Origin of the sequence: Absiella sp. AM09-50, assembly GCF_003433845.1 — a bacterium.
Taxonomy (GTDB): domain Bacteria; phylum Bacillota_I; class Bacilli_A; order Erysipelotrichales; family Erysipelotrichaceae; genus Hoskinsella; species Hoskinsella hominis.
The window spans coordinates 16588-38189 of sequence record NZ_QVFI01000012.1; the positions used below are offsets into that span (position 1 = coordinate 16588).

Annotated in this window: 13 protein-coding genes; 9 read left to right on the forward strand and 4 right to left on the reverse strand. The window is 34.6% G+C overall.

All coding sequences use genetic code 11. The features are described 5' to 3' along the window. The first annotated feature begins 296 nt into the window (after window positions 1–296). Both DW114_RS11255 and DW114_RS11260 read left to right on the forward strand, forming a co-directional pair. A complete protein-coding gene (locus tag DW114_RS11255; protein WP_158552243.1) occupies window positions 297–1058 on the forward strand; it encodes a CPBP family intramembrane glutamic endopeptidase in 762 nt (253 codons plus the stop codon). A 161-nt stretch (window positions 1059–1219) separates the two neighbouring features. After that, window positions 1220–1774, forward strand: a complete 555-nt coding sequence (locus DW114_RS11260; RefSeq protein WP_117453857.1) for a hypothetical protein — start codon at window positions 1220–1222, stop codon at window positions 1772–1774. A 162-nt stretch (window positions 1775–1936) separates the two neighbouring features. Here the strand turns inward: DW114_RS11260 and DW114_RS11265 are convergent, their stop codons facing one another. Continuing rightward, window positions 1937–3031, reverse strand: coding sequence for a DUF2974 domain-containing protein (locus DW114_RS11265; protein ID WP_117453858.1), 1095 nt, complete (start codon window positions 3029–3031; stop codon window positions 1937–1939). A gap of 79 nt (window positions 3032–3110) precedes the next feature. Further along, window positions 3111–5105: an FAD-dependent oxidoreductase gene (locus DW114_RS11270; protein ID WP_117453859.1), complete on the reverse strand. Its 1995-nt coding sequence runs from the start codon at window positions 5103–5105 to the stop codon at window positions 3111–3113. Between the two features lie 124 nt (window positions 5106–5229). On the opposite strand from DW114_RS11270, the gene DW114_RS11275 reads away from it, so the two are divergent. Beyond that, the gene (locus tag DW114_RS11275; RefSeq protein ID WP_117453860.1) at window positions 5230–5829 is read left to right on the forward strand and encodes a TetR/AcrR family transcriptional regulator; all 600 of its coding nucleotides are present in this window, start codon (window positions 5230–5232) and stop codon (window positions 5827–5829) included. Window positions 5830–6712: 883 nt separating this feature from the next. Here DW114_RS11275 and DW114_RS11285 read toward each other — a convergent pair. Next, the gene (locus tag DW114_RS11285; RefSeq protein ID WP_158552242.1) at window positions 6713–7198 is read right to left on the reverse strand and encodes a GNAT family N-acetyltransferase; all 486 of its coding nucleotides are present in this window, start codon (window positions 7196–7198) and stop codon (window positions 6713–6715) included. A gap of 121 nt (window positions 7199–7319) precedes the next feature. Here DW114_RS11285 and DW114_RS11290 point away from each other — a divergent pair, with 121 nt between their 5' ends. The 5 genes from DW114_RS11290 to DW114_RS11310 all read left to right on the forward strand — a co-directional run bounded on the left by DW114_RS11290 (window position 7320) and on the right by DW114_RS11310 (window position 14513). Beyond that, window positions 7320–8309 (forward strand): LacI family DNA-binding transcriptional regulator, encoded by a 990-nt coding sequence (locus DW114_RS11290; RefSeq protein WP_117453862.1) that lies wholly within the window; start codon window positions 7320–7322, stop codon window positions 8307–8309. Window positions 8310–8327: 18 nt separating this feature from the next. Further along, entirely contained in the window at window positions 8328–9887 is a 1560-nt protein-coding gene (locus tag DW114_RS11295) for a GGDEF domain-containing protein (RefSeq protein ID WP_117453863.1), read from the forward strand. 244 nt (window positions 9888–10131) lie between these two features. Beyond that, window positions 10132–12075: a sucrose-specific PTS transporter subunit IIBC gene (locus DW114_RS11300; protein ID WP_117453864.1), complete on the forward strand. Its 1944-nt coding sequence runs from the start codon at window positions 10132–10134 to the stop codon at window positions 12073–12075. Continuing rightward, on the forward strand, window positions 12044–13525 hold the full coding sequence (locus DW114_RS11305; RefSeq protein ID WP_233511365.1) for a glycoside hydrolase family 32 protein: 1482 nt from the start codon (window positions 12044–12046) through the stop codon (window positions 13523–13525). The genes DW114_RS11300 and DW114_RS11305 overlap by 32 nt, the downstream gene beginning before the upstream one ends. A gap of 10 nt (window positions 13526–13535) precedes the next feature. Further along, window positions 13536–14513, forward strand: coding sequence for a carbohydrate kinase family protein (locus DW114_RS11310; protein WP_178695237.1), 978 nt, complete (start codon window positions 13536–13538; stop codon window positions 14511–14513). Between the two features lie 36 nt (window positions 14514–14549). On the opposite strand, the gene DW114_RS11315 is transcribed toward DW114_RS11310, so the two are convergent. Next, entirely contained in the window at window positions 14550–15119 is a 570-nt protein-coding gene (locus DW114_RS11315; RefSeq protein ID WP_117453866.1) for a DUF6434 domain-containing protein, read from the reverse strand. Window positions 15120–15681: 562 nt separating this feature from the next. Here DW114_RS11315 and DW114_RS11320 point away from each other — a divergent pair. Further along, on the forward strand, window positions 15682–21504 hold the full coding sequence (locus DW114_RS11320) for an endo-alpha-N-acetylgalactosaminidase family protein (RefSeq protein WP_117453867.1): 5823 nt from the start codon (window positions 15682–15684) through the stop codon (window positions 21502–21504). Window positions 21505–21602: the final 98 nt, after the last annotated feature.

Consider the following 21602-nt stretch of genomic DNA (forward strand, 5'->3'; position numbering starts at 1 on the left):
TTATGGCGAAGAAAAAAAAGAATATACATAAGCGAAAGATACCGAGTATCCGTTAGGTCGTAAATGCCCGTTTTTCGTCTGCTGTTCCCATGTGCATCAGAACGTCCAATAATATAATGGGAATGTTTCTTATATATTGCAGAGATATTTAAGCTACCCTCAAAATGCTGCTATTATACGATTTCAAAGTTGTTATAGACGAGATATTTCAAAAATTTGTGCTATATTTTCATGGGTGAATGAAGTATAATGAAGTCAAGAACAAATTAAAAGTTGTAGGGGGATATGATAGATTTATGAAAGCAAAACAAAATGTGTTGATTGCAATATTGACGATATTAATTGCGTTGATGGAAATTACAGGAATTCCAAGTGTATTTTTTGTTCATGTTGAAATTGCAGATATTGAACCCTATTACTTTACAATGATGATGAATTTCATTATTATTGGTATCATAAGTTTTGTATATTTAAAAAAGTTATGTCCGCAATGGAAATTAGGATTTACAAAAGTGGGATTAGTTAATGGCTTGAAGAAATATGGAGTTATTGGTATTGTAGTGGCTTTTATTGGATTTGTTGCATTTTATGTAGGTCTAAGACCATTTGATAAACATCCTTCAATAATAAAGGTTCTTGTAGAAGGAGTGATATATTATATTGGTGTGGCGATAGTTGAAGAATTATATATACGAGGTCTGTTATTAAATCTGATTGAAAAGATATTTTATAATAACAAAAATCAAACATTGATTGCTGTTGTTCTATCGTCCGTTATTTTTGGATTGGGGCATATTTTAGAAGTTATGAATCAACCAATGATTATAATAGTAAGTAAAGTTATTTGGATGATTGGAATGGGGATTTTTCTTGGTACGGTTTATAAGAAGTCGAATAACATATGGATTCCTATTATCATTCATTTTTTTATAAATGTTTGTGCGTTACCATACTGTTTTTCAAGTTTCAATGGATATGCAGACATAACATTATATATAGTGGTTCCCATGTATATTGTATTAAGTGGATATAGTTTGTTTACTATTAAGTGTAAGTGACAACTTCCAGTTTGTTGAATTCATGTGGAAGATAGTTTAGAAGTATGGTGATTTTACCGGCAGATTGTTTGAAAAAAATATATATGGAATATAAGGGTTTCACATGGTAAAAATAAAAATCGAAAAAATTAGAATTAGTGATTAAGAATGGAGAGATGAAAATGGGATTATTGAATATGCTTAAAGGTAAAGAAAGAAAAGAAACATTAGAGGATTTGTATAATCAAATTCTTGAAAACAATTCATCAAAATTTTCTACATTACTTTTTAACTTATATGAGGATGAAGATTGTTATACTGTAGAAGCAGTATTTGATGATGATGCTTTTATAATTGGAAGAGAAAAACCATACTTCATTGCTAATAACGATATAAATTACACTATTATCCTTGAATCGTTCAAAACAAGATTAGAGAAATTTTATTTAGAAAATCACAATAAATTAAATAACTTAAAAGAAATATCTTATGGTTTCGTAGATGGTGACTTATACTATATAAAAAAACATAAGAAAAAAAGAAATGATATAAAAGTTACAATGGAAGAGTTAGAAGCACTTAATGATCAAAAATTATTAGCGTGGATAACTGTTTATACAGATGGAGAAAAAAGAAAAGAAAATGGGATAAATTCCTTTAGCAGAGAATTAACAACAGAAGAAAGAAATGAATATATAAAATTTCTTTATGAAAATTTTAAAATTAAGGACAAGTAATAAATTATAGTTTGTTAAATTTAATAATGTTTAAGCCAAAGGCGATTAATTATTTTCAGGGGAAAGAAATCATACTATATGAAAATGAAAAAACGTATTTTTCATGGAGGAATATTAGAGTAAAAAAATGGGCAGAATTCTGTCCATTTTTGTTTTAAATATCTATTTATCTTCTTTTGGCAACATTTCCTCCACCGCATCTTTCATGCTGGAAAAGAAAGCAGAAAGGGTATCATTCATCATTTTACGTGTATTTGCATCTGTATTAGAGAAGGCTTTTAATAATATAGCGATATTCTTAATCTTATTTTCTTTTAGTTCTTTTAAACTTTTCGCATTGGTAGAATGAAAGATATCATACATCGTATCCACAAAAGCAGCACGTTGTTCAACAGTTAATCCAGATAACCAGTTTTTCATTGTTTTATCCATCAATTGACTAGAGGTATCAATGGTTTCCAAGTATTGAAAATCAGGTCCCATAATCTGCCATGAGTAGGGATCATGCTGCCACAAAGATATCTGTGTACTTTTTACAACATGAATCATTTCTTCATGATTCAACAACATACCTACTACGCTGGATTGTGGCACATATGTTTGTACACGTTCTTTCATATGACGATATCCATCACTTTTGAGCACTTGTTCACTAAAACCCGGACCATCATTATTATAAACCGAAACGATACGCTCCTTTATCTCAGGTTCACAGAATGCACTGGCAAATACCGCAAGATTTCCACCCTTACTATGACCGCCGATATAAAGCTTACCTTTATGTTTACTAGCGACCATATTCAAATATTCCACAGCTTCTTTTTGACTGGGAACAGTTTCCATAAAGGTCATATTGAAATCTTCTTTCCATCCAACTAATGTATTATCCGTACCTCGAAATGCCACATAGCAATGTGGTCCATAGAATTGTAAAGTCAATGCAGAGAACTGCTTTTGCAGTTGTTCATCAATATGATCAACATAGGCATGTATTTTTACATTTTGGTAACGAACACTATGTGCCATTAACTCAAATAAAACCAAATCATCTTCTGTTCGATACATCTGATTTTCTAATGTCATAAATTTTTCATATGCTTCCCTGATCGTTATTGATTTTTTATGCGTCAATGCAAAGACACCTTGAAATCGTATATAGGATAAACAGCAGAAAGCAAGATTATCTGCTTCATTGAAAGGGACTTTAGAAAATGGCAGATCCCCACGCCATTTGATATAAGTATGAATATTTTCCATATGTTTTCCACCTCATTTCTTTTATGATAAGTGTTTCTATAAGGAAAAGCAAGAAAAAACACATTCAATAGAATGTGTTTTATAGGTGTGAACAAAGCTCATAGGCATCCCAGATACCTTCCATGATATCTTTCGGATGAGAGCTGTCCCCGATATTATAAATATCTTTGGCTATTGTCATAATGTTATGATACAAAGAATTTTCACTGCGATAACCCAGAGCAATAATTACAGAAGGTGCCTCAATTTCCTTTGTTTCACCATTTTCATTCACGAATATTTTACCTTCTTCTACTTTTGTTAATTTTGCATTTAGATGGATATCTGTATGATAGTGTTCTAACAGTTCCATAATCATTTGAATATTCATATCTGCAGGAGCACCTGTAGACATTAGTTTATCTGCCATTTCCACGATGGTTGTTTTCTTGCCTTGCTGTGCAAGCCAGATGGCTAATTCACAGCCAACAAGACCTCCACCAATGATAACTGCATGTTTGTCAATATGCTTTTCACCTTTTAATACATCAACTGCTGTATATGCATTATTCAAGCCTTCTATTGGAGGCAGGAAAGCATGACTTCCAGTAGCACATATCACCACATCTACATCTTTGATACGTAAATCATCTGCTTTGATTTCATCTTTTAAGCTGACATGAACATTCAATTCTTTCATTTGATGTTCATACCATTTAATCAACAATTTTCCATCATCCTTAAACTCTGGTACACTTGCCCATGTATACATGCCACCTAAATGATCTTCTTTTTCCACAAGGGTAACATCATGTCCACGAAGGGCACTGACACGTGCAGCTTCCATTCCAGCTGGACCTCCACCAATGATTAATATGGATTTCTTCTCTTCTGCTTTTGTAAATGCTGTTTCACGTTCACGATTGCATCTAGGATTGACAGCACATGACATTAAACGCATCTGATGTGCTCTGCCAAAACATCCATCATGACAAGATAAACAAGGACGGATATCTGCTTCTTTATCTAAACGCATCTTATTGACAAAATCTGGATCTGCTAATAAAGGTCTACCCAATACAACCATATCACATAAATTTTCATTAACTGCCTTTGCAGCTAATTCTGGATATCCCATACGTCCAGCTGTTAATACAGGTACATCCACGACTTCTTTTACCTTTTGGGCAAATGGTAGATATAATCCTCTTTCATGGAAAAATGGTGGATGTGCCCAATACCAGGCATCATAACTTCCTGCGTCAACATTTAATGCATCATAACCTGCTTCAGTTAAGATTTTTGCAAATTGGAGTCCTTCTTTAATATCTCTACCCATTTCCGGATAATCTTCACCAGGTAAAATACCATGACGCTCTGAACGGATAAAACTTTTTAAAGAGAAACGCAAAATGACAGGAAAATCTTCTCCACAGGCTTTCTTTACAGCTTTTAAAATAGCCAGTGGGAAACGAAGTCTGCCCATCATATCCTTTCCAAACTCATCATTACGCTGATTAAACATTTCCATTGTGAAATTATCCAGAAGATATCCTTCGTGTACTGCATGAACTTCAATGCCATCAGCACCACCCATTTTCGCAAGCATTGCGCAAGTCGCAAAGTCTTTGATTAATTCATAAACTTCTTCTGTTGTTAATGCTCGATGTTTAATAGATGGATCCCAGCGATTTGTGGTTTCACTAGGTGCTACAAATGTATTATCCAAAATCATGGCAGGAATTGCACTTCTGCCTAACCCAGCTGTTAACTGCACAAATAGTTTAGAACCATAGCTATGAATACCATCACTCATCTTTTTCAATTGTGTCATGTATTCGCCTGGATCTTCTAATGGGCAAGGAAAGCTGGCTTTACGATGCTTTTCAATTCGATTTTCAATAAAGTTTGCGCCAGTAATGATCAGACCTGTACCACCTTTTGCTCTTTCTTTGAAGTAATCAATAGATTCCTGAGCATATGCCCAATGCTCTGTCAACTGTCCCATAGCCATTGGACCCATAGCAAAACGATTACGTATTTCTACATTGCCAATACGTAAAGGTGTGAATAACGCTTCATACTCTTTTTTCATTTCATGTCCTCCTAAAAAATGAACGTGTTCATAAATATATGATACCGCTTACACGGATAGTTGTCAACACTTGCTTTGTAAAGTATCTGCGTGTAAAATAACAGTATTGAAACGAGGAAAACATATGGATAAAAAGAAATCAGAACGGACTAAGGAAAAAATTCTATATACAATAGAAGAACTTATGAAACAAAAAGATATCACAGATATCAATATTAGAGAGATATGTAAAAATGCCCAAATATCTATTGGGACCTTTTACCTGTATTTTCCATGTAAAGAAGCAGCTGTGTTATATTGTTATCGAAAGGCAGATGAAATTTTTGAATCTTTAGAGTTAAAAGAAGATGCAATATCTAATATTGAAAAAATCATGGATATATATGTACATATGGTAACATTACATGATATACGTTCTATTAAACAATTATATATCTGTCATATTAAATATTATGACCCATATTTCTTTAGTGAAGAACGCCCTGTTTTCATTCGTTTATATGAAGAAATTGATAAAATAATATTGGACATTAATAAAAGTAAAAATATGGCAATGAAAATATTAACGATGGCAAGAGGGCTTATTTATCATGTTTGTTGCATCGATGAAGCGAATATTCATGATAACTGGTATGAAAAAAGCATCAGCGAACTGATGCAGTATACAAAATTTTTATTTATCCAAAAACAGGCAGAAGACTCCGACTTCAACGACAACAAGTAAGTTGGAATACACGCTGTGCACCCTTTGGGCGTGAATGCAGCAATATGAAAAGTTCTTGTCTTTTCTTTCTACTTGTTTTTATCACAATATTCCACTAATTTTTGTAAGCATTTCCCCCTTTTTTGTACTATTATTAGCTTAATTATGAAATAGAAAGGAAGTGGCTATATGAATAAAGATGATGATAAGAATTACCGTGTCTTTCACTGTATTATAAAGCCTAATCATGCGTTCTATGAATCATTTCTGTATGTGACTCATCTATTGGAATATATTATATCCGTAATGCTTATAGTGGTGCTATCAAATCTCCGCAGGATAGGTTTCCTAATGAAGTAGAAGTAATCAATGATCTTAATGGTGTCATTGATTGTTTAATTAAATGAAATACGAAAATATGATAAAAAGACATAAAAGAAGAAAGATAAGAAAGGTTGTTATGTCCAATACCCTAAAATAGTAAAGTAGTATGGATTTCCAAGTGATACTCATATCAGAACGAAAAGAATGAAACGAGAAACAAGAAGATGCAACAATTAAATGGATGATTTCATGCATAAGAAATCAAGAAAGATCGTTGATATGCCTTGTTATGGCGAAGAAAAAAAGAATATACATTTAGTGGGAAACGAATAAAACGAAGCTTGTACAGAAGTAAAGAAGGTATCTTAATGAATGCAGATATCAATGGCGCAAGCAATATCATAAGAAAAGTATATCCATGTAAGCCAAAACTCAGAGATCGATGGTATAGAGGTACAGTGAACATACCAGTTATGTGTATCTAATCGTAAACACGAGTAGATATAGATACAAAAAATTCTAGCTTGTACAAATAATGGATAAGTCAGAAGCTCCCTGCTCTATAGCTGGAAGTAGTTCACTATCCTAATAATTTTTCTTTACGAATACCGATATATTCACCCGAGGTGAATTCACCTTTGCTAATATATCCCATATCATCATAAAAGCGATGAATAGCATCATTGCCTTTCTGACAATCTAAGCGTATACCTCTTTTTCCCATCTGTTTTGCGATATCTTCACAAGCTTTCACAAATAAGGCACCGACACCATGATAAGATGGTAAAGTCGCAAGATGATGTAAATACATATAGGCATCATCATGATCCCAGCGCTCATCATCATGAAAAAAGCCAACGATGCCAATAATTTGTCCATCCTCTTTCATACCCAGTATTTCTTGCTTCTGAAGATGCTTCAAAAAATAGTCTGAAGAATAAAAAGACAGATAATCTCCCTGATTCCACTGTTTCATACCTTTTTCATCCATCCATTGAATACGCTGGCTGATAATATCAATAACATTAGATAATTCATGTTCTTTAAGAAATTCAAAAGTATACATAGATATGACCTCCATATGATTCATAGTGTAACACGATTTTGTAGGATATGCTACAAAAATAGGTTTGTAAAAGTTGCAGAGTTGTCATATAATGAACTTACGTGAGAAGGATGGTTTTAGTATGAAGAAAAAAATGACGATGCAGGATATCGCTGATATGAGCGGTGTTACAAAAAGCACCGTTTCCCGTTATTTTAACGGCGGATATGTAAAGGATGAAACAAGAGAAAAAATAAAAAGCATTATTGAAAAATATAATTATGAACCTAATGCTTTTGCGCAAAGTTTAAAAGCGAAACAAAGCCGTATCATCGGTGTGATAGCGCCATGTCTTGATTCAACAGTTACTTCCCGTACAATGATGGCAATTGACGATTATCTACGCAAAGAAAATTATATGTCCCTGGTGATCAATACGGATCATGATGAAAAGCTGGAACTGAAATATATGGAAAGTCTATGGCGTATGAATGTAGATGGTATCATTTTGATTGCGACACAGGTAAGTGAAGCACATTGTGCGCTAGTGAAAAAAATGGATCTGCCTGTTGTGTTTGTTGGACAAAAATTTAAAGATGGTATCTCTATTCTATATGATGATTATCATGCTGGTATTAAAGTTGGCGAATTAGCAGCTGAAAAAGGGCATCGAGATATTGTGTATATTGGTGTGATGGAAAGTGATCAGGCAGTTGGTGTAGAAAGAAAAAACGGCATTTTAGATGGATTAAAGCATAAAGGTGTTACAAAAATAGAATTGCTGCATGCAGATTTCAGCTTTGATGTTGCTTATGAAAAAGTAAAAAAATTATTGATGAAACGCATTCCAGATATGATCATTGCGGCGACAGATCGTCTGGCATTTGGCGCATATAAAGCAATACAGGAAAAAGGTTTACGAATACCCGAAGATATATCACTAGTGGGATTTGGTGGATATGAAATCAGTTCATTATTAACACCAAAACTTACCACAATACGTTATGACAGTGATACAGCCGGTTATATCGCAGCAGAAACCATGAGTAAGCTTTTAAAAGAAGAACCTGTACCAAAGGTACAAATTGTTGGTTATGAGCTATTACAGGGAGATAGTATTAAAGAAATGTAAAAGGATAGGGGGGATAACATGGCAGATGTACAATATGAACAAAAAAGCATAGAAGAAATCGAGCAAATGATACTAAAGGTGCGCATGTATGATTTAAAACTTGAAAAGGAGTTATGCTATACCTTGACAGAGAAAGCCAAATTAGAAAATGACAGCTATGCGCTGGCGTTTTCTTATACCTTTTTAGGCGATTATTATCTGGCAATGCGTAATAATGATTCCTGTATCTTATATCTGAATCGTGCCAAAACCTTAGGTGAAACGATGAATTATCAGGACCTGCTTGTCAGAATATATAATTATCTAGGAATGTTTTATTGTTCTATCAATGATGAATTTAGCGCAATGGATGATTATCTGAAATCTTTAACGATGGCAGAGGAGCAACAAAATATAGCATTTATGGCAGCCGCCTATAACAATATTGCGGATTGTTTTGAAGGAAAGAAAGATTTTGAAAAAGCGCTGCATTATTATAAAAAGAGTTATGCTGTTTTAAAAGGCAGTGATAAGAATGGATATTCCAAAGCAGTCGCATTAACCAATCTGTGCCATTGTTGTCATCGAAGTCATCGCATAGATGATTTACATAATTATTTAAAAGCATTTGATGAAATTGATCAACAGTACTACACACCAGGTATGCAGTTTATGCGTTTATACAGTGAAGCTGTTGGGGCGCTTTCTGATCATCAGTTGGATATATTCTATCAGAAAAGTGATGCTTTATTTGAAATGGAAAAAGAAATGGAAGATCTGTTGCTGGTATATCAACTTTTTATAAATATCTGTATGGACTTCCTTGTATTGAAAAATAAAGACTATGCTGCAAGATGTCTGGAAATTCTCTTAGAAGTAAATGAAGATGAGGATGTAAAGGCATTAAGGGAAATACATAAGCTGATGATCAAGTATTGTAAAATATTTGATTTGCATGATGAACTGATTGAGGCCTATGAGCGTTTTTATCATATCACCATGGCGATAGAAGATATGGAGCAGGCAACATACAGTGCAGGTTTATATACGAAAATTGAATTACATCGTGCAAAGGAAAAACAAAATGATCTAAAGAAAGAAAACGAACAGTTAGAATATATGATGAATATCGATGATTTAACAAGTACTGCCAATCGACGAAGTTTCAATCATATGTTAAAGAATGAAAGAGTGCAAAAAGCAAAATCTTTAGCATTTGCGATGTTGGATATCGATTATTTTAAAGAATATAATGATCGCTATGGTCATCAGATGGGAGATCAGGCACTGATTGAATTTGGCAAGACTTTGATTCGATATGCGCAAGAAGATATCTTGCCATTTCGCTATGGTGGAGATGAATTTGTGGTAATCTTTATCAATGTAAGTGAAGATACTGTACTAGACTTCTTGAATCATGTCAAAACAGATTTCAGAGGTAAACAAATTGCACACCACGCTTCTCCAATCGAAGATATTCTCAGCGTTTCTTATGGGCATGCCTATCAGGCTACGCCACAAAAGGATGTTGAAGCCTTATTGAAAGAAGCAGATTATCAGTTGTATAAAGTAAAGAAAGCAAGAAAGAAAGCATCTTAAGGATGCTTTTTATAATTATTATAGAAAAGCACTGGATAAAGTATGGCTGATGCATACCATCAGTGTTTTTTTTTATGTTTTAAACAAATATGAAATAATTTGTAATACCGATACCACAATGTATATCATAACGAATAAACCTTTTATTAAAATATTTTAAACAAAGTGTTGACAAATGACTGTAACCGCTTTATACTCTAATTGTAAGGAACCGGTACCACAAAGAAAAAAGGAGGAATTTCTTATGAATTACACAAATGATGCCAAAGCAATCGTTCAAGCGGTTGGAGGGAAATCTAACATCAACTCTGTTGCACACTGTGCTACTCGTCTACGTTTCGTATTACAGGATGAATCTAAAGTCGATGAAAAAGCTTTAGATGCTATGGATATTGTAAAGGGAACATTCTCAACTAATGGACAGTATCAAATCATTATTGGCGCAGGAACTGTAAATCAGGTATGCGATGAAGTTAACAACGTACTTGGAAACAGTGGACAGGAGGGTCCAGCGAAAGAAGAACCAAAACAAAGCGGACACTATGTACAGCGTGCTGTAAAACTGTTAAGTGATATTTTCGTACCAATTATTCCAGCAATTGTTGCCGGTGGTTTATTGATGGGATTATACAATGTATTAAGTGCTCCATTCTTTAATGGCGGAGAAACATCTTTGATTCAGATGTATCCTCAATTTAGTGGATTAGCTACTATGTTAAATACATTCTCTAATGCACCATTTACATTCTTGCCAGTATTGATTGGATTTAGTGCTACAAAGAAATTTGGAGGAAATCCATTCCTAGGTGCTGCTATGGGTATGATCATGGTTCATCCTGATCTGTTAAATGCTTATAACTTAGGTAAACCTGAATTTACAGCGCCTGTATGGGATCTGTTTGGATTAAGTATTCCGGCAATTGGTTATCAGGGAACAGTACTTCCAGTATTATTAGTATCTTGGATTTTAGCTACCATTGAAAAGAAATTACACAAGATTACACCAAGCTGGTTAGATAACTTAACAACACCATTACTTGCTATCATTATCACAGGCTTCTTAACATTCTTATTTGTAGGTCCTGCAATGCGTAGTTTAGGTGATGGAATCTCAGCTGGTATTACATGGGTATATAATACATTGGGCTTTGTTGGTGGTGCCATCTTTGGTGGCTTCTATGCACCTATCGTTATTACAGGTATGCACCACAGCTTTATCGCAATAGAAACACAGTTGATTGCTGACGCTGCTACAACTGGTGGAAGCTTTATCTTCGTAACAGCATCTATGAGTAATGTTGCACAGGGTGCTGCAGTACTTGCCGTATTATTGATTACTAAGAACGAAAAAATTAAATCATTATGTTCTGCATCTGGTATCTCTGCATTATTAGGTATTACAGAACCAGCTATGTTCGGTGTAAACTTAAAACTTCGTTATCCATTTATCGCAGCATGTATCGGTAGTGCATGTGGTAGTGCATGGATTGCATTTACAAAAACGTTGGCAATTGCATTAGGTGCTGCTGGTATTCCAGGCTTTATTTCCGTACATCCAAGTCACTGGTTAGATTTTGCTATCGGTTTGATTATTTCTATGGTCATTGCATTTGTATTAACATTGGTATTAGGAAAACGTGATGCCGCAAAACAGGCAGCAATCGCAGGAACAAATGAACAGATCAGCCTGCCTGAAGAAGAAACAAAAGAAGAAGTAAAAGAAGTATCTATGGAAAACGTAAGTGTTGCTTTACCATTAGATGGTGATGTAAAACCAGTGAGTGAAAGCAGTGATCCTGTATTTGCTCAGAAAACCATGGGTGATGGTATCGTTGTGACACCAAAAGATGGAAAAGTATACGCACCTGAAGATTGTAAAGTAGAATTCGTATTCCCAACAAAACATGCAATCGGTATTACAACAACATCTGGTGTATCTCTATTGATTCACTGTGGTATTGATACTGTACAATTAGATGGAAAACATTTTACAACTTATGTAGAACAAGGTAGTGAAATTACAAAAGGTACATTGATGTTATCCTTTGATATTGAAGCAGTAAAGAATGAAGGTTTCTCTGTAGAAACACCAGTGGTTGTGACTAATCTAAGCGAAGGGCAGCATATAGAAATTAATGCGAAAGGAAATGTAGAACATGGAGAGGAAGCATTCAGAATTGTTAAATAAAGATTTAGCAATGAATAAAGCTGAATATGAAGCGTTATATAAACAACATGAAGCATTAAGAAATAAGGTCGCAAATGATCCATGGCATCTGGGTTATCATATCATGCCAGATAGTGGATGGGTAAATGATCCTAATGGTTTATGCCAATATCATGGTACCTATCATATCTATTATCAATACTCCCCCTTTGATGTGGAAGGAAAAACAAAGCTTTGGGGACATATGACAAGCAAAGATCTGTTGCACTTTAAACAGGAAGAGCCAGTTCTGTTTCCAGACAGCAGATGTGATGAACGTGGAGCCTATTCCGGCTCTGCTTTCATCGAAGATGATACCATTCACTATTTTTATACCGGTAATGTAAAATTAATGGATCAGGATTATGATTTTATAAATGCAGGAAGAGAACAGAATCTGATTCATGTGGAAAGTAAAGATGGCATTCATTTATCAGATAAAGAATGGCTGATGACAAACAGCGATTATCCTCAAGATATGAGCTGCCATGTACGTGATCCTAAAATCTATAAACAAAAGGATGCATATTATATGGTATTAGGCGCAAGAGATCTAGCATCTCATGGATGTGTCCTTGTATTTGAAAGCAGGAATTTAAAAGACTGGTCTTATAAAATGCGTTTTGAAAAAGAAAACTTTGGTTATATGTGGGAATGTCCGGATTTATTTGATTTAGATGGAGATCAGTTTCTGATCACCTGTCCACAGGGACTGTCACAAAAGGGTTATCATTATCAAAATATATATCAGTGTGGATATTTTCCAATGCATGTTGATTTTGAAAATGAAACATATACCATGAAAGATTTCTGTGAATTAGATTATGGATTTGATTTCTATGCGCCTCAAAGTTTTGAGGATGAAAAAGGGAGAAGAATACTGATTGGGTGGATGGGTTTACCAGATATTGATTATACCAATCCAACAACAGAAAATGGCTGGCAGCATGCCTTAACACTGCCACGTGTACTTACAAGCAAAAATGGTGTAATCTATCAGACACCAGTTGAAGAACTGCATCAGTTACGCACTTCTTCTTATACATCTACTGTAAAAGCATTTAATGATTTAGAATTATTAGCTGATCGCTATGAAATGGCAATCGATATTGAGAAGCAGGATAACTTTGTGCTACAATTAAGAAAAGGAGCCTGTTTATCCTACGATATAGAAAAACACCTGTTATGTTTATCATTTGATGCCTGTGGATATGGCAGAGATAAACGATATGTGGAAGTGGAGGATATCAAAAATATATTGGTATATGCAGATACATCTTCACTTGAAATCTTTGTGAATGATGGGGCAATTGTCTTTACTTCCCGTGTTTATACCACACATGAGGATAATCAGATCCGCTTTATGGAAACTGCCATGGATGGAAATGTACATTTCTATGAATTAGGCAAAATTCAAATCGAAACGAAATGAGGGTATGAAGATGAAAAAGTTATGTGCAATCGGAGAAGCATTGATTGATTTTATTCCTGAAAAAAAAGGCCAGCGTTTAAAAGACGTCGTACGTTTTAAACGGGTAGCTGGTGGTGCACCGGCAAATGTAGCCGCAAGTGTCGCCAGACTTGGTGGAAAAGCAAAATTTATAACACAGCTTGGTAATGATGCCTTTGGTGATCATATTATGGAGGTATTTCAGAATGTTGGATTAGATACAAGTGATATCATGCGTACAAATGATGCGGATACAGCACTTGCCTTTGTATCTCTTGCATCTGATGGTAACCGTGATTTCTTATTCTATCGTAGAGATTGTGCAGATAAGAACTTAAAGCCGGAAGATGTGAAAGAAGATGCATTAAAAGATTGTGGAATCTTGCATTTCTGTAGTGTGGATCTTGTGGAAAGTCCAATGAAGGAAAGTCATAAAAAATTAATCAATATGGCATTATCCCAGAATGTACTGGTAAGCTTTGATCCAAATGTTCGTTTGAATCTTTGGGACAGTGAAGAAAACTGTAGAAACGCTATATTAGAATTTCTGCCATATGCGGATATCATCAAGATATCTGATGAGGAATTAGAATTTATCAGTGGCTATACCAACATAGAAGATGCTTTGGATTTCTTCTTTAAGGATCGTTGTCAGTACTTAATTTATACAATGGGAAAAGATGGTGCCGCAATGTATCGTAAAGATGGATCTAAGGTAATGGCTGGTGGATATAAGGTCAATGTATTTGATACAACAGGTGCCGGAGATTCCTTTATTGGGGCATTCTTATATCAATTGTTAGCCAATGACTGTATGGATTTAACAAAAGTATCTGCCAATCAGTTAGAAAGTTTTTTAATGTTTGCGAATCTCTACGCTGCACATACCACAACGAAAGAAGGCGCAATTGATGCCATGGCAACCATGGAAGAATTAACAGCCTTCAAGAATGAAGTTATCAATCAATAATATCCAATTAAAAAACTGCATATAAAGTGCAGTTTTTTAATCATTTAAAGCCTTTAAATCATCAGCTTCATAGCGGTGATGTCCAGGTAATGATTTCTTATAGTTCCAACATGTGATAGCATCTTTTAATGTTTTATCATTTTGATTCGCAAAGAAATCACGGATATAGGTGTTATATTCAAATTGAGAATCAATCTTGCTTTTATGATGCTTCTTATCATAGAGAATCGCATCATAAGCAAGAAGAGCGTCCTGATACGTTTTACCGGCATTTGTTTTTAACCAATTTTGAAAAGGTACATTGAAAGAAAATGAGGGAATATATCGTTTAAAAAATGCTCTGTGTTTCTGTGAACAAACAAAATCTGTTTCAATTAGGGTATCCAAGGAGATGGGATCATTTGATATTTTCCTTTTTTTCTCACTTTGTGAAGAGAGATTTTTTCCAGTATGAAGGTAGTATACAATGCGATTTGTTAGTTCTGTTTTATTTCCTGATGTAGATAGTTTTTGACTACGACAAAAAGCAACCAGCTCATCTTTCAGGTAATAATAGTTTAAAAATACAGTGCTATCCATATCTTTTGTTAGTTTTGGACGTTTCATAGGTAAGTTATCCTTTCTTTTGACTTTACGATATCATAGTTTTACTGACATCCTGTGTCATATTTATCAAAAAAAATAAAAAAGTCCTTTAAATGGTTTTATAAATATTGTGAATATTTTATAGTATTTTGTATTATTAATATATTTTATATATTACGTTTTTTAGATATCTAAAGTAAAATTATTTATATCTTGCGATGATGATATATCATCGTTTTTTTATGTGTTTGCTTCACTATGATAATGAATTGGTAAAGTCTATATTAAAGGCTTATATGCTAATTATCATCGAAGAAAAGAAAGCAAAATAAAATATCACATATATTGCTGTTTTAGTGAAATGTTTATTTATTTTTTATATATCTTGCTATGTATATGACGCAATTTTCATAACAATATGTATAAAAACGAAAGCAATAATCAATATGTACAGATTAAGCGCTTTCAATGTATCATAGTTGGCGTACGAAACGTATGCATGAGAAACATGAAAATTATGAACGTAGTGAACTTATGATATCCATGTTTTTCATAAGTTAAGAAACAAGGAGGATATTTCGTAGTGAAAAAAGGAATGAAAGTGATTGTTTCGCTGGGTGTTACCATGACATCTGTTGTGCCAAATTCATTGGTCAACATTATGGCAGAAGGTTTACAGGAAACAAAAGCGCAGGGAAATCTGACTGCGGAGGAAAAAGACGGGATTTACGCAAATTGGAAAATTGATGAGGCGACTCAAAAAGGTGGAGAAACATGTGAAATAAATGATGGTTGGCTGCACATGGTTTCATCTGAAAAGAATGGAAATAGTGCAGGCGATAAAAATGGTTATCCAGCTGTATTTGTTAATGGGGAAACTTTTGATTTTTCAAAACCAGGCTATTTTAGCACAAAGTTAAAAGCTGGCAGTGATGCAGGAAGTACTCGTTTTGGTTTTTATCTTGGATACAAAGATCCAGGCAATGGCTTATTCTTAGGGTATGATGCTGGTGGATGGTTCTGGCAAAAATATAAAGATGGCGATGGCGCCTGGTATACAGGTGGACGTGTTGCTGCACCTAATAAAGGTGAAGAAGTTACTGTGAAAATGGAATGGACAGCTGATAAAAAAGTAAGTTTAATCGTAAATAACAATGAAGTATTTCCTGAAGCAGTAGATTATTCTGACATGGACTTGTCAGGGAAAATTGGAATCAAAGCTGGTTCTTTTGGAAGTCAAGTAAGTGATATCTATATGCAGAATATGGAATATACTGGACAAAGTGTAGTGATTAATACTTATGCGATTTCAGGAAAAGTTGTAGATGAAGATAATCAGCCAATTGAAAATGCAAGTGTTACAATTGGTAAAGAAAAACAAACAACCAACGAAAATGGTGAATTTGTATTTGAAGATAAATTTATCAATGGAAAATATGATGTGGTTGTCACTAAAGAAGATTATCAGAAAGAAATCAGAACAATTGAAATCAAAGATGAAAATTATACATTCAGCGCCCCTATTCAGGTCGCAAAAGAAGTAGCCGCTAAAACATTCCAGTTAGAAACTGGAGATATGGCTGTAGAATTGTATGAAAACTTCCCAGCTGTTCGTAAATATACCATGACTTCAGGATCCATGAAGGATAAAGTGATGTATGGACAGACACAAAGAATCAATACTGTTACGATCAATGGTGTGGATGTGGCATTATCAGATAAAGATGTTACGCTAGTAAAAGGTGATGTTTCCGCTACATATACAATGAATGTAAAGAATGAAGAAAAACATATCGATGCAGTTGTGAGCGCAAAAATACGTGTAGAAGCTAATAAATTATTCTTTGAAATCACAGATATTCAAAACAATTTAAGTGAAGCAGATTATCCTATACAAACGATCGCAATTCCAGATCACAGCTTAGTATCTATGCGCAGCAATCAAGAGGGCGCAAACTTTACTGGCGCAGTTATGTCTAGTAATACTAATAAAACCGGAGATGAAAACTTTAATATCACAAGTGATATGGAGGATATTAAAAATCGTGATTATATGTATGCATTCATATCAAATAATGAATTAAGTGCCGGCATGTGGAGTAATTCAGAACATGAAGGCCGTGCTGTGGCAGCACCAGTATATGGTGGCAGTCAGAATACAAGAATCTTAGCAACAACAAGTGATGAAGGTACATATAAATCATTGGGACTAGCTAGTGCACCTTGGTATTATCATCGTGTTGTATCTGATTCTAAAGGAAACAATTATCAGGTAAATGAAACAGAAATGCCAAAGATGGCAATTACCATTACTGGTGATTCAAATAATGATCAAAAAGTAAACTGGCAGGATGGTGCCATTGCATTCAGAGAAATCATGAATAATCCATACAAGAGTGAAGAAGTACCAGAACTTGTGGCATGGCGTATTGCGATGAACTTTGGTGGACAGGCACAAAACCCATTCCTTACAACATTGGATAATGTAAAACGTGTTGCTTTACATACTGATGGATTAGGACAGTCTGTCTTATTAAAAGGTTATGGTAATGAAGGACATGATTCTGGACATCCTGATTATGGCGATATTGGAAAACGTATAGGTGGTGCTCAAGATATGAACACCCTGATGGAAAAAGGAAAAGCATATGGTGCACGTTTTGGTGTTCATGTGAATGCTTCTGAAATGTATCCGGAAGCGAAAGCCTTTAATGAAAATCTGGTAAGAAGAAAGAGCGATGGCAGTTTAAGATATGGCTGGAACTGGTTAGATCAGGGTATCGGTATTGATGGTATTTACGATTTAGCAAGTGGTTCAAGAGAAAAACGTTTTGCGGATCTTAAATCAAAAGTCGGCGATAACATGGACTTTATCTATCTGGATGTATGGGGAAACCTGACATCAGGTGATGTTGAAGATTCATGGGAAACACGTAAGATGTCAAAAATGATCAATGATAATGGATGGCGTATGACAACTGAATGGGGATCAGGTAATGAATATGATTCTACATTCCAGCACTGGGCTGCCGATTTAACATATGGTGATTCTACATCAAAAGGTGAAAACTCTCAGGTAATGCGTTTCTTAAGAAACCATCAAAAGGATAGCTGGGTTGGTGATTTCCCAAGTTATGGCGGTGCCGCAAATGCTCCACTTCTTGGTGGCTACAATATGAAAGATTTTGAAGGATGGCAGGGAAGAAATGATTATGATGCATATATCAAAAATCTATATACCCATGATTTATCCACAAAATTTATCCAGCACTTTAAAGTATCCAGCTGGGTGAATAATCCATTAGATCATACATCTGTACAAGATCGGGATATTAACAATGGAAATGAACAAATCACCTTACAGGATGATAAAGGGAATACACTTGTATTAGCTAGAAAATCAAATGATCAAAGCAGTGCAGATTATCGTTATCGTACCATGACATTCAATGGTAAAGTTGTGGCACAGGGAAGTGTAACACCAGGTGATGGTAGAAATCAGAATAGTGGAAATGAAAGCTATTTATTACCATGGCTATGGGATGCACAAAGCGGTGAATTTGTGGAAAGCAATAATGAAAAACTATATCACTGGAATACCAAAGGTGGTACAACAAGTTGGGAATTACCAGAAAACTGGAAATCTTTAAGCAATGTAACAGTTTATAAATTAACTGATCAAGGGAAACAGGAAGAAAAACAAGTTGATGTCATTGATGGCAAAATCACACTTGAAGCCCAAGCACAGACACCTTATGTTGTATGTAAAGGCGAAGAAAGCCAAATCAATGTGAAGTGGAGTGAAGGCATGCATATCGTAGATGCTAGCTTCAATGGTGGCTTAGAAAGCTTGAAAGAAAACTGGAAGATTACAGGTGATGGAGAAGCAACAATCGCAAAGAGCCAGCACAGCAATCCAATGTTAAAGCTATCTGGTGAAGTTTCTACTACACAGACATTAACAGATTTAGAACCTGGCAAAGATTACGCATTATATGTTGGTGTAGATAATCGTAGCGCAGGAAAAGCAAGTGCAACGATTACCGCAAACGGCAAAGTACTAACCAGCAACTATACAGAAGAAAGTATTGCGAAAAACTATGTAAAAGCATATACGCATAATACGAATTCTTCAACTGTTGATGGAAACAGCTATTTCCAGAACATGTATGTATTCTTTACAGCACCAAAAGATGGCAGTAAGGTAGAATTGACACTTCAACATGCAGGCAGTGAAGGCGATACATATTTTGATGATATTCGTGTCGTAGAAAATTCTTCAAAGAATATTAAAGTAGATGAAAATGGAAAACTTGTATCCTTTACAAATGATTTTGAAAACAACGCACAGGGTATTTATCCATTTGTAATTGGAGGTAGTGAAAATGTAGAGGACAATCATATTCACTTATCTGAAAAAAATGCACCATATACACAAGCTGGCTGGGATGTAAAGAAGATAGATGATGTATTAGATGGCAACTGGTCTGTAAAGATCAATGGGTTATCTGAATATAATACTTTGATTTATCAGACAATTCCACAAAACGTACGTTTTGAACCAGGTGTTACCTATAAGATTAGCTTTGATTATCAGGCAGGTAGTGATGGTACATATGCTGTCGCAATCGGTCATGGAGAATTTGGCACTGGAAATATTGATTTACAGCCATTAAAGAAAGCATTAGGAACAACTTCTACTTATGAATTTGAATTAACAGGAGCATTAGATGGAACTTCCTGGTTTGGTATCTATTCTACTGATAAAGCAGCAGATACACAAAATGTAAGCTCTAGTGCAGAAGAAAATTTCGGTGGATATAAAGACTTTATTCTGGATAATCTAAGCGTAGAAAAAGTAAAAGAAACGTTTACCAAAGAAGAAGCACAAAATAAGCTTGATGAAGTTGAACATAAATATCAGCAAAAAGATTTCAGTAATGAAGCATGGAAGATTTATCAAACAACATTAACACAGGCAAAAGTACTGTTAAATAAAGATGTTGTGACAGAAGAAGATTATGCGAAAGCATATATGATGCTTCGCGCATTAGACAATTATATGCAAAGTGCACCTGGAAATGAATTCACAGATGCTTATGATATTGACACAAATGCATATGAGGTAAGTGTTGGTAGTGAACAGCCAGATCAAGGCAGTGAAGGACCAAAAGAATACGCAAGTGATAATGATCCAAGTACTTACTGGCATACCAATTGGGGTGAAACTAATCTGGATAATGCATGGATGCAGTTTGACTTTAAAGAACCAACAACAATTGATGGTTTACGCTATATGGCAAGACCTGGTGGAACTGGCAACGGCGCAATCAAAGACTTTAAATTAATCATTACACAAGAAGATGGCACAAAGAATGTTGTGGAAAAATCTGGTGTATTTGAAACAAAAGAAGGATGGCAGAAGTTCTCATTTGATGCAATCAAAAATGTAACTAATGTACGTTTGAAGGTAGAATCATCTGGTGGAAAGCAACCAAATCAATTTGCTTCTGCGGCAGAACTTCGTTTAACAACACCAAGAGAAATTGCACCTGAAGAAGTAACTGTAATCAAGGCTTCACTTGAAAAAGAAGTTACAATCGCAAAAGATTTAAATAAAGATATTTATACATCTGAAAGCTATGCAAATGTGATGAAGAAACTTGAAAAAGCAAATGCAGTATTAGATGATAAAGATGCTACACAATATGATGTAGATTTAGCACTTGCAAATTTACAGGATGCAATAGCTTCCTTAACATTAAAAGCTGAAAATAAAACAGCATTACATTTAGCAATCCTGGACGCAAAAGTATTAGACACTTCTATTTATACAAAAGAAAGTGTAGAAACTTTTGAAAAAGCACTTGCTGCAGCACAAGCTGTATTAAACAATGAAGATGCTACCCAGGCTGAAGTAGATGAAGCATTAAAAACATTACAAGATGCAATGAATAAGTTATCCATGAAAGAAGAAGTTTCTGTTGATAAAGATGCCCTTATTAAAAAATTAAATGAAGCAATCGCCAAAGATAAGAATGCATATACAGCAGAAAGCTGGAAGGCTCTGGCAAATGCCATTGAAAACGCACAGACGATTATGGATCAAAAAGATGCAACACAAAAAGAAATTGATGAAGCATATACAAAACTTGATCAGGCAATTCGTCAACTTGTGACAGTAAATAAAAAACCAGATAATAATGGTCAGAATGGATCTAATGGACAAAATGGACAAAACGGCACAAATGGACAAAACGGTACAAATGGTACTTCTGGAAACAAAACAGAAAATGTAGAAACAGGAGATCATACACAAGCTGGTATGTTGTTTACACTTGCAATATTATCAGGTGGTGCTATCGTTATCATGGTGAATAGAAAAAGAAAAGCAGAGAAGAAATAATATTAGAAAGATGAATCGATAAAGATTCATCTTTTTGACATATATCAAAAAAAGTATTAAAATGCAAATGAAACCGATAAAAATAAAGGTGATATATA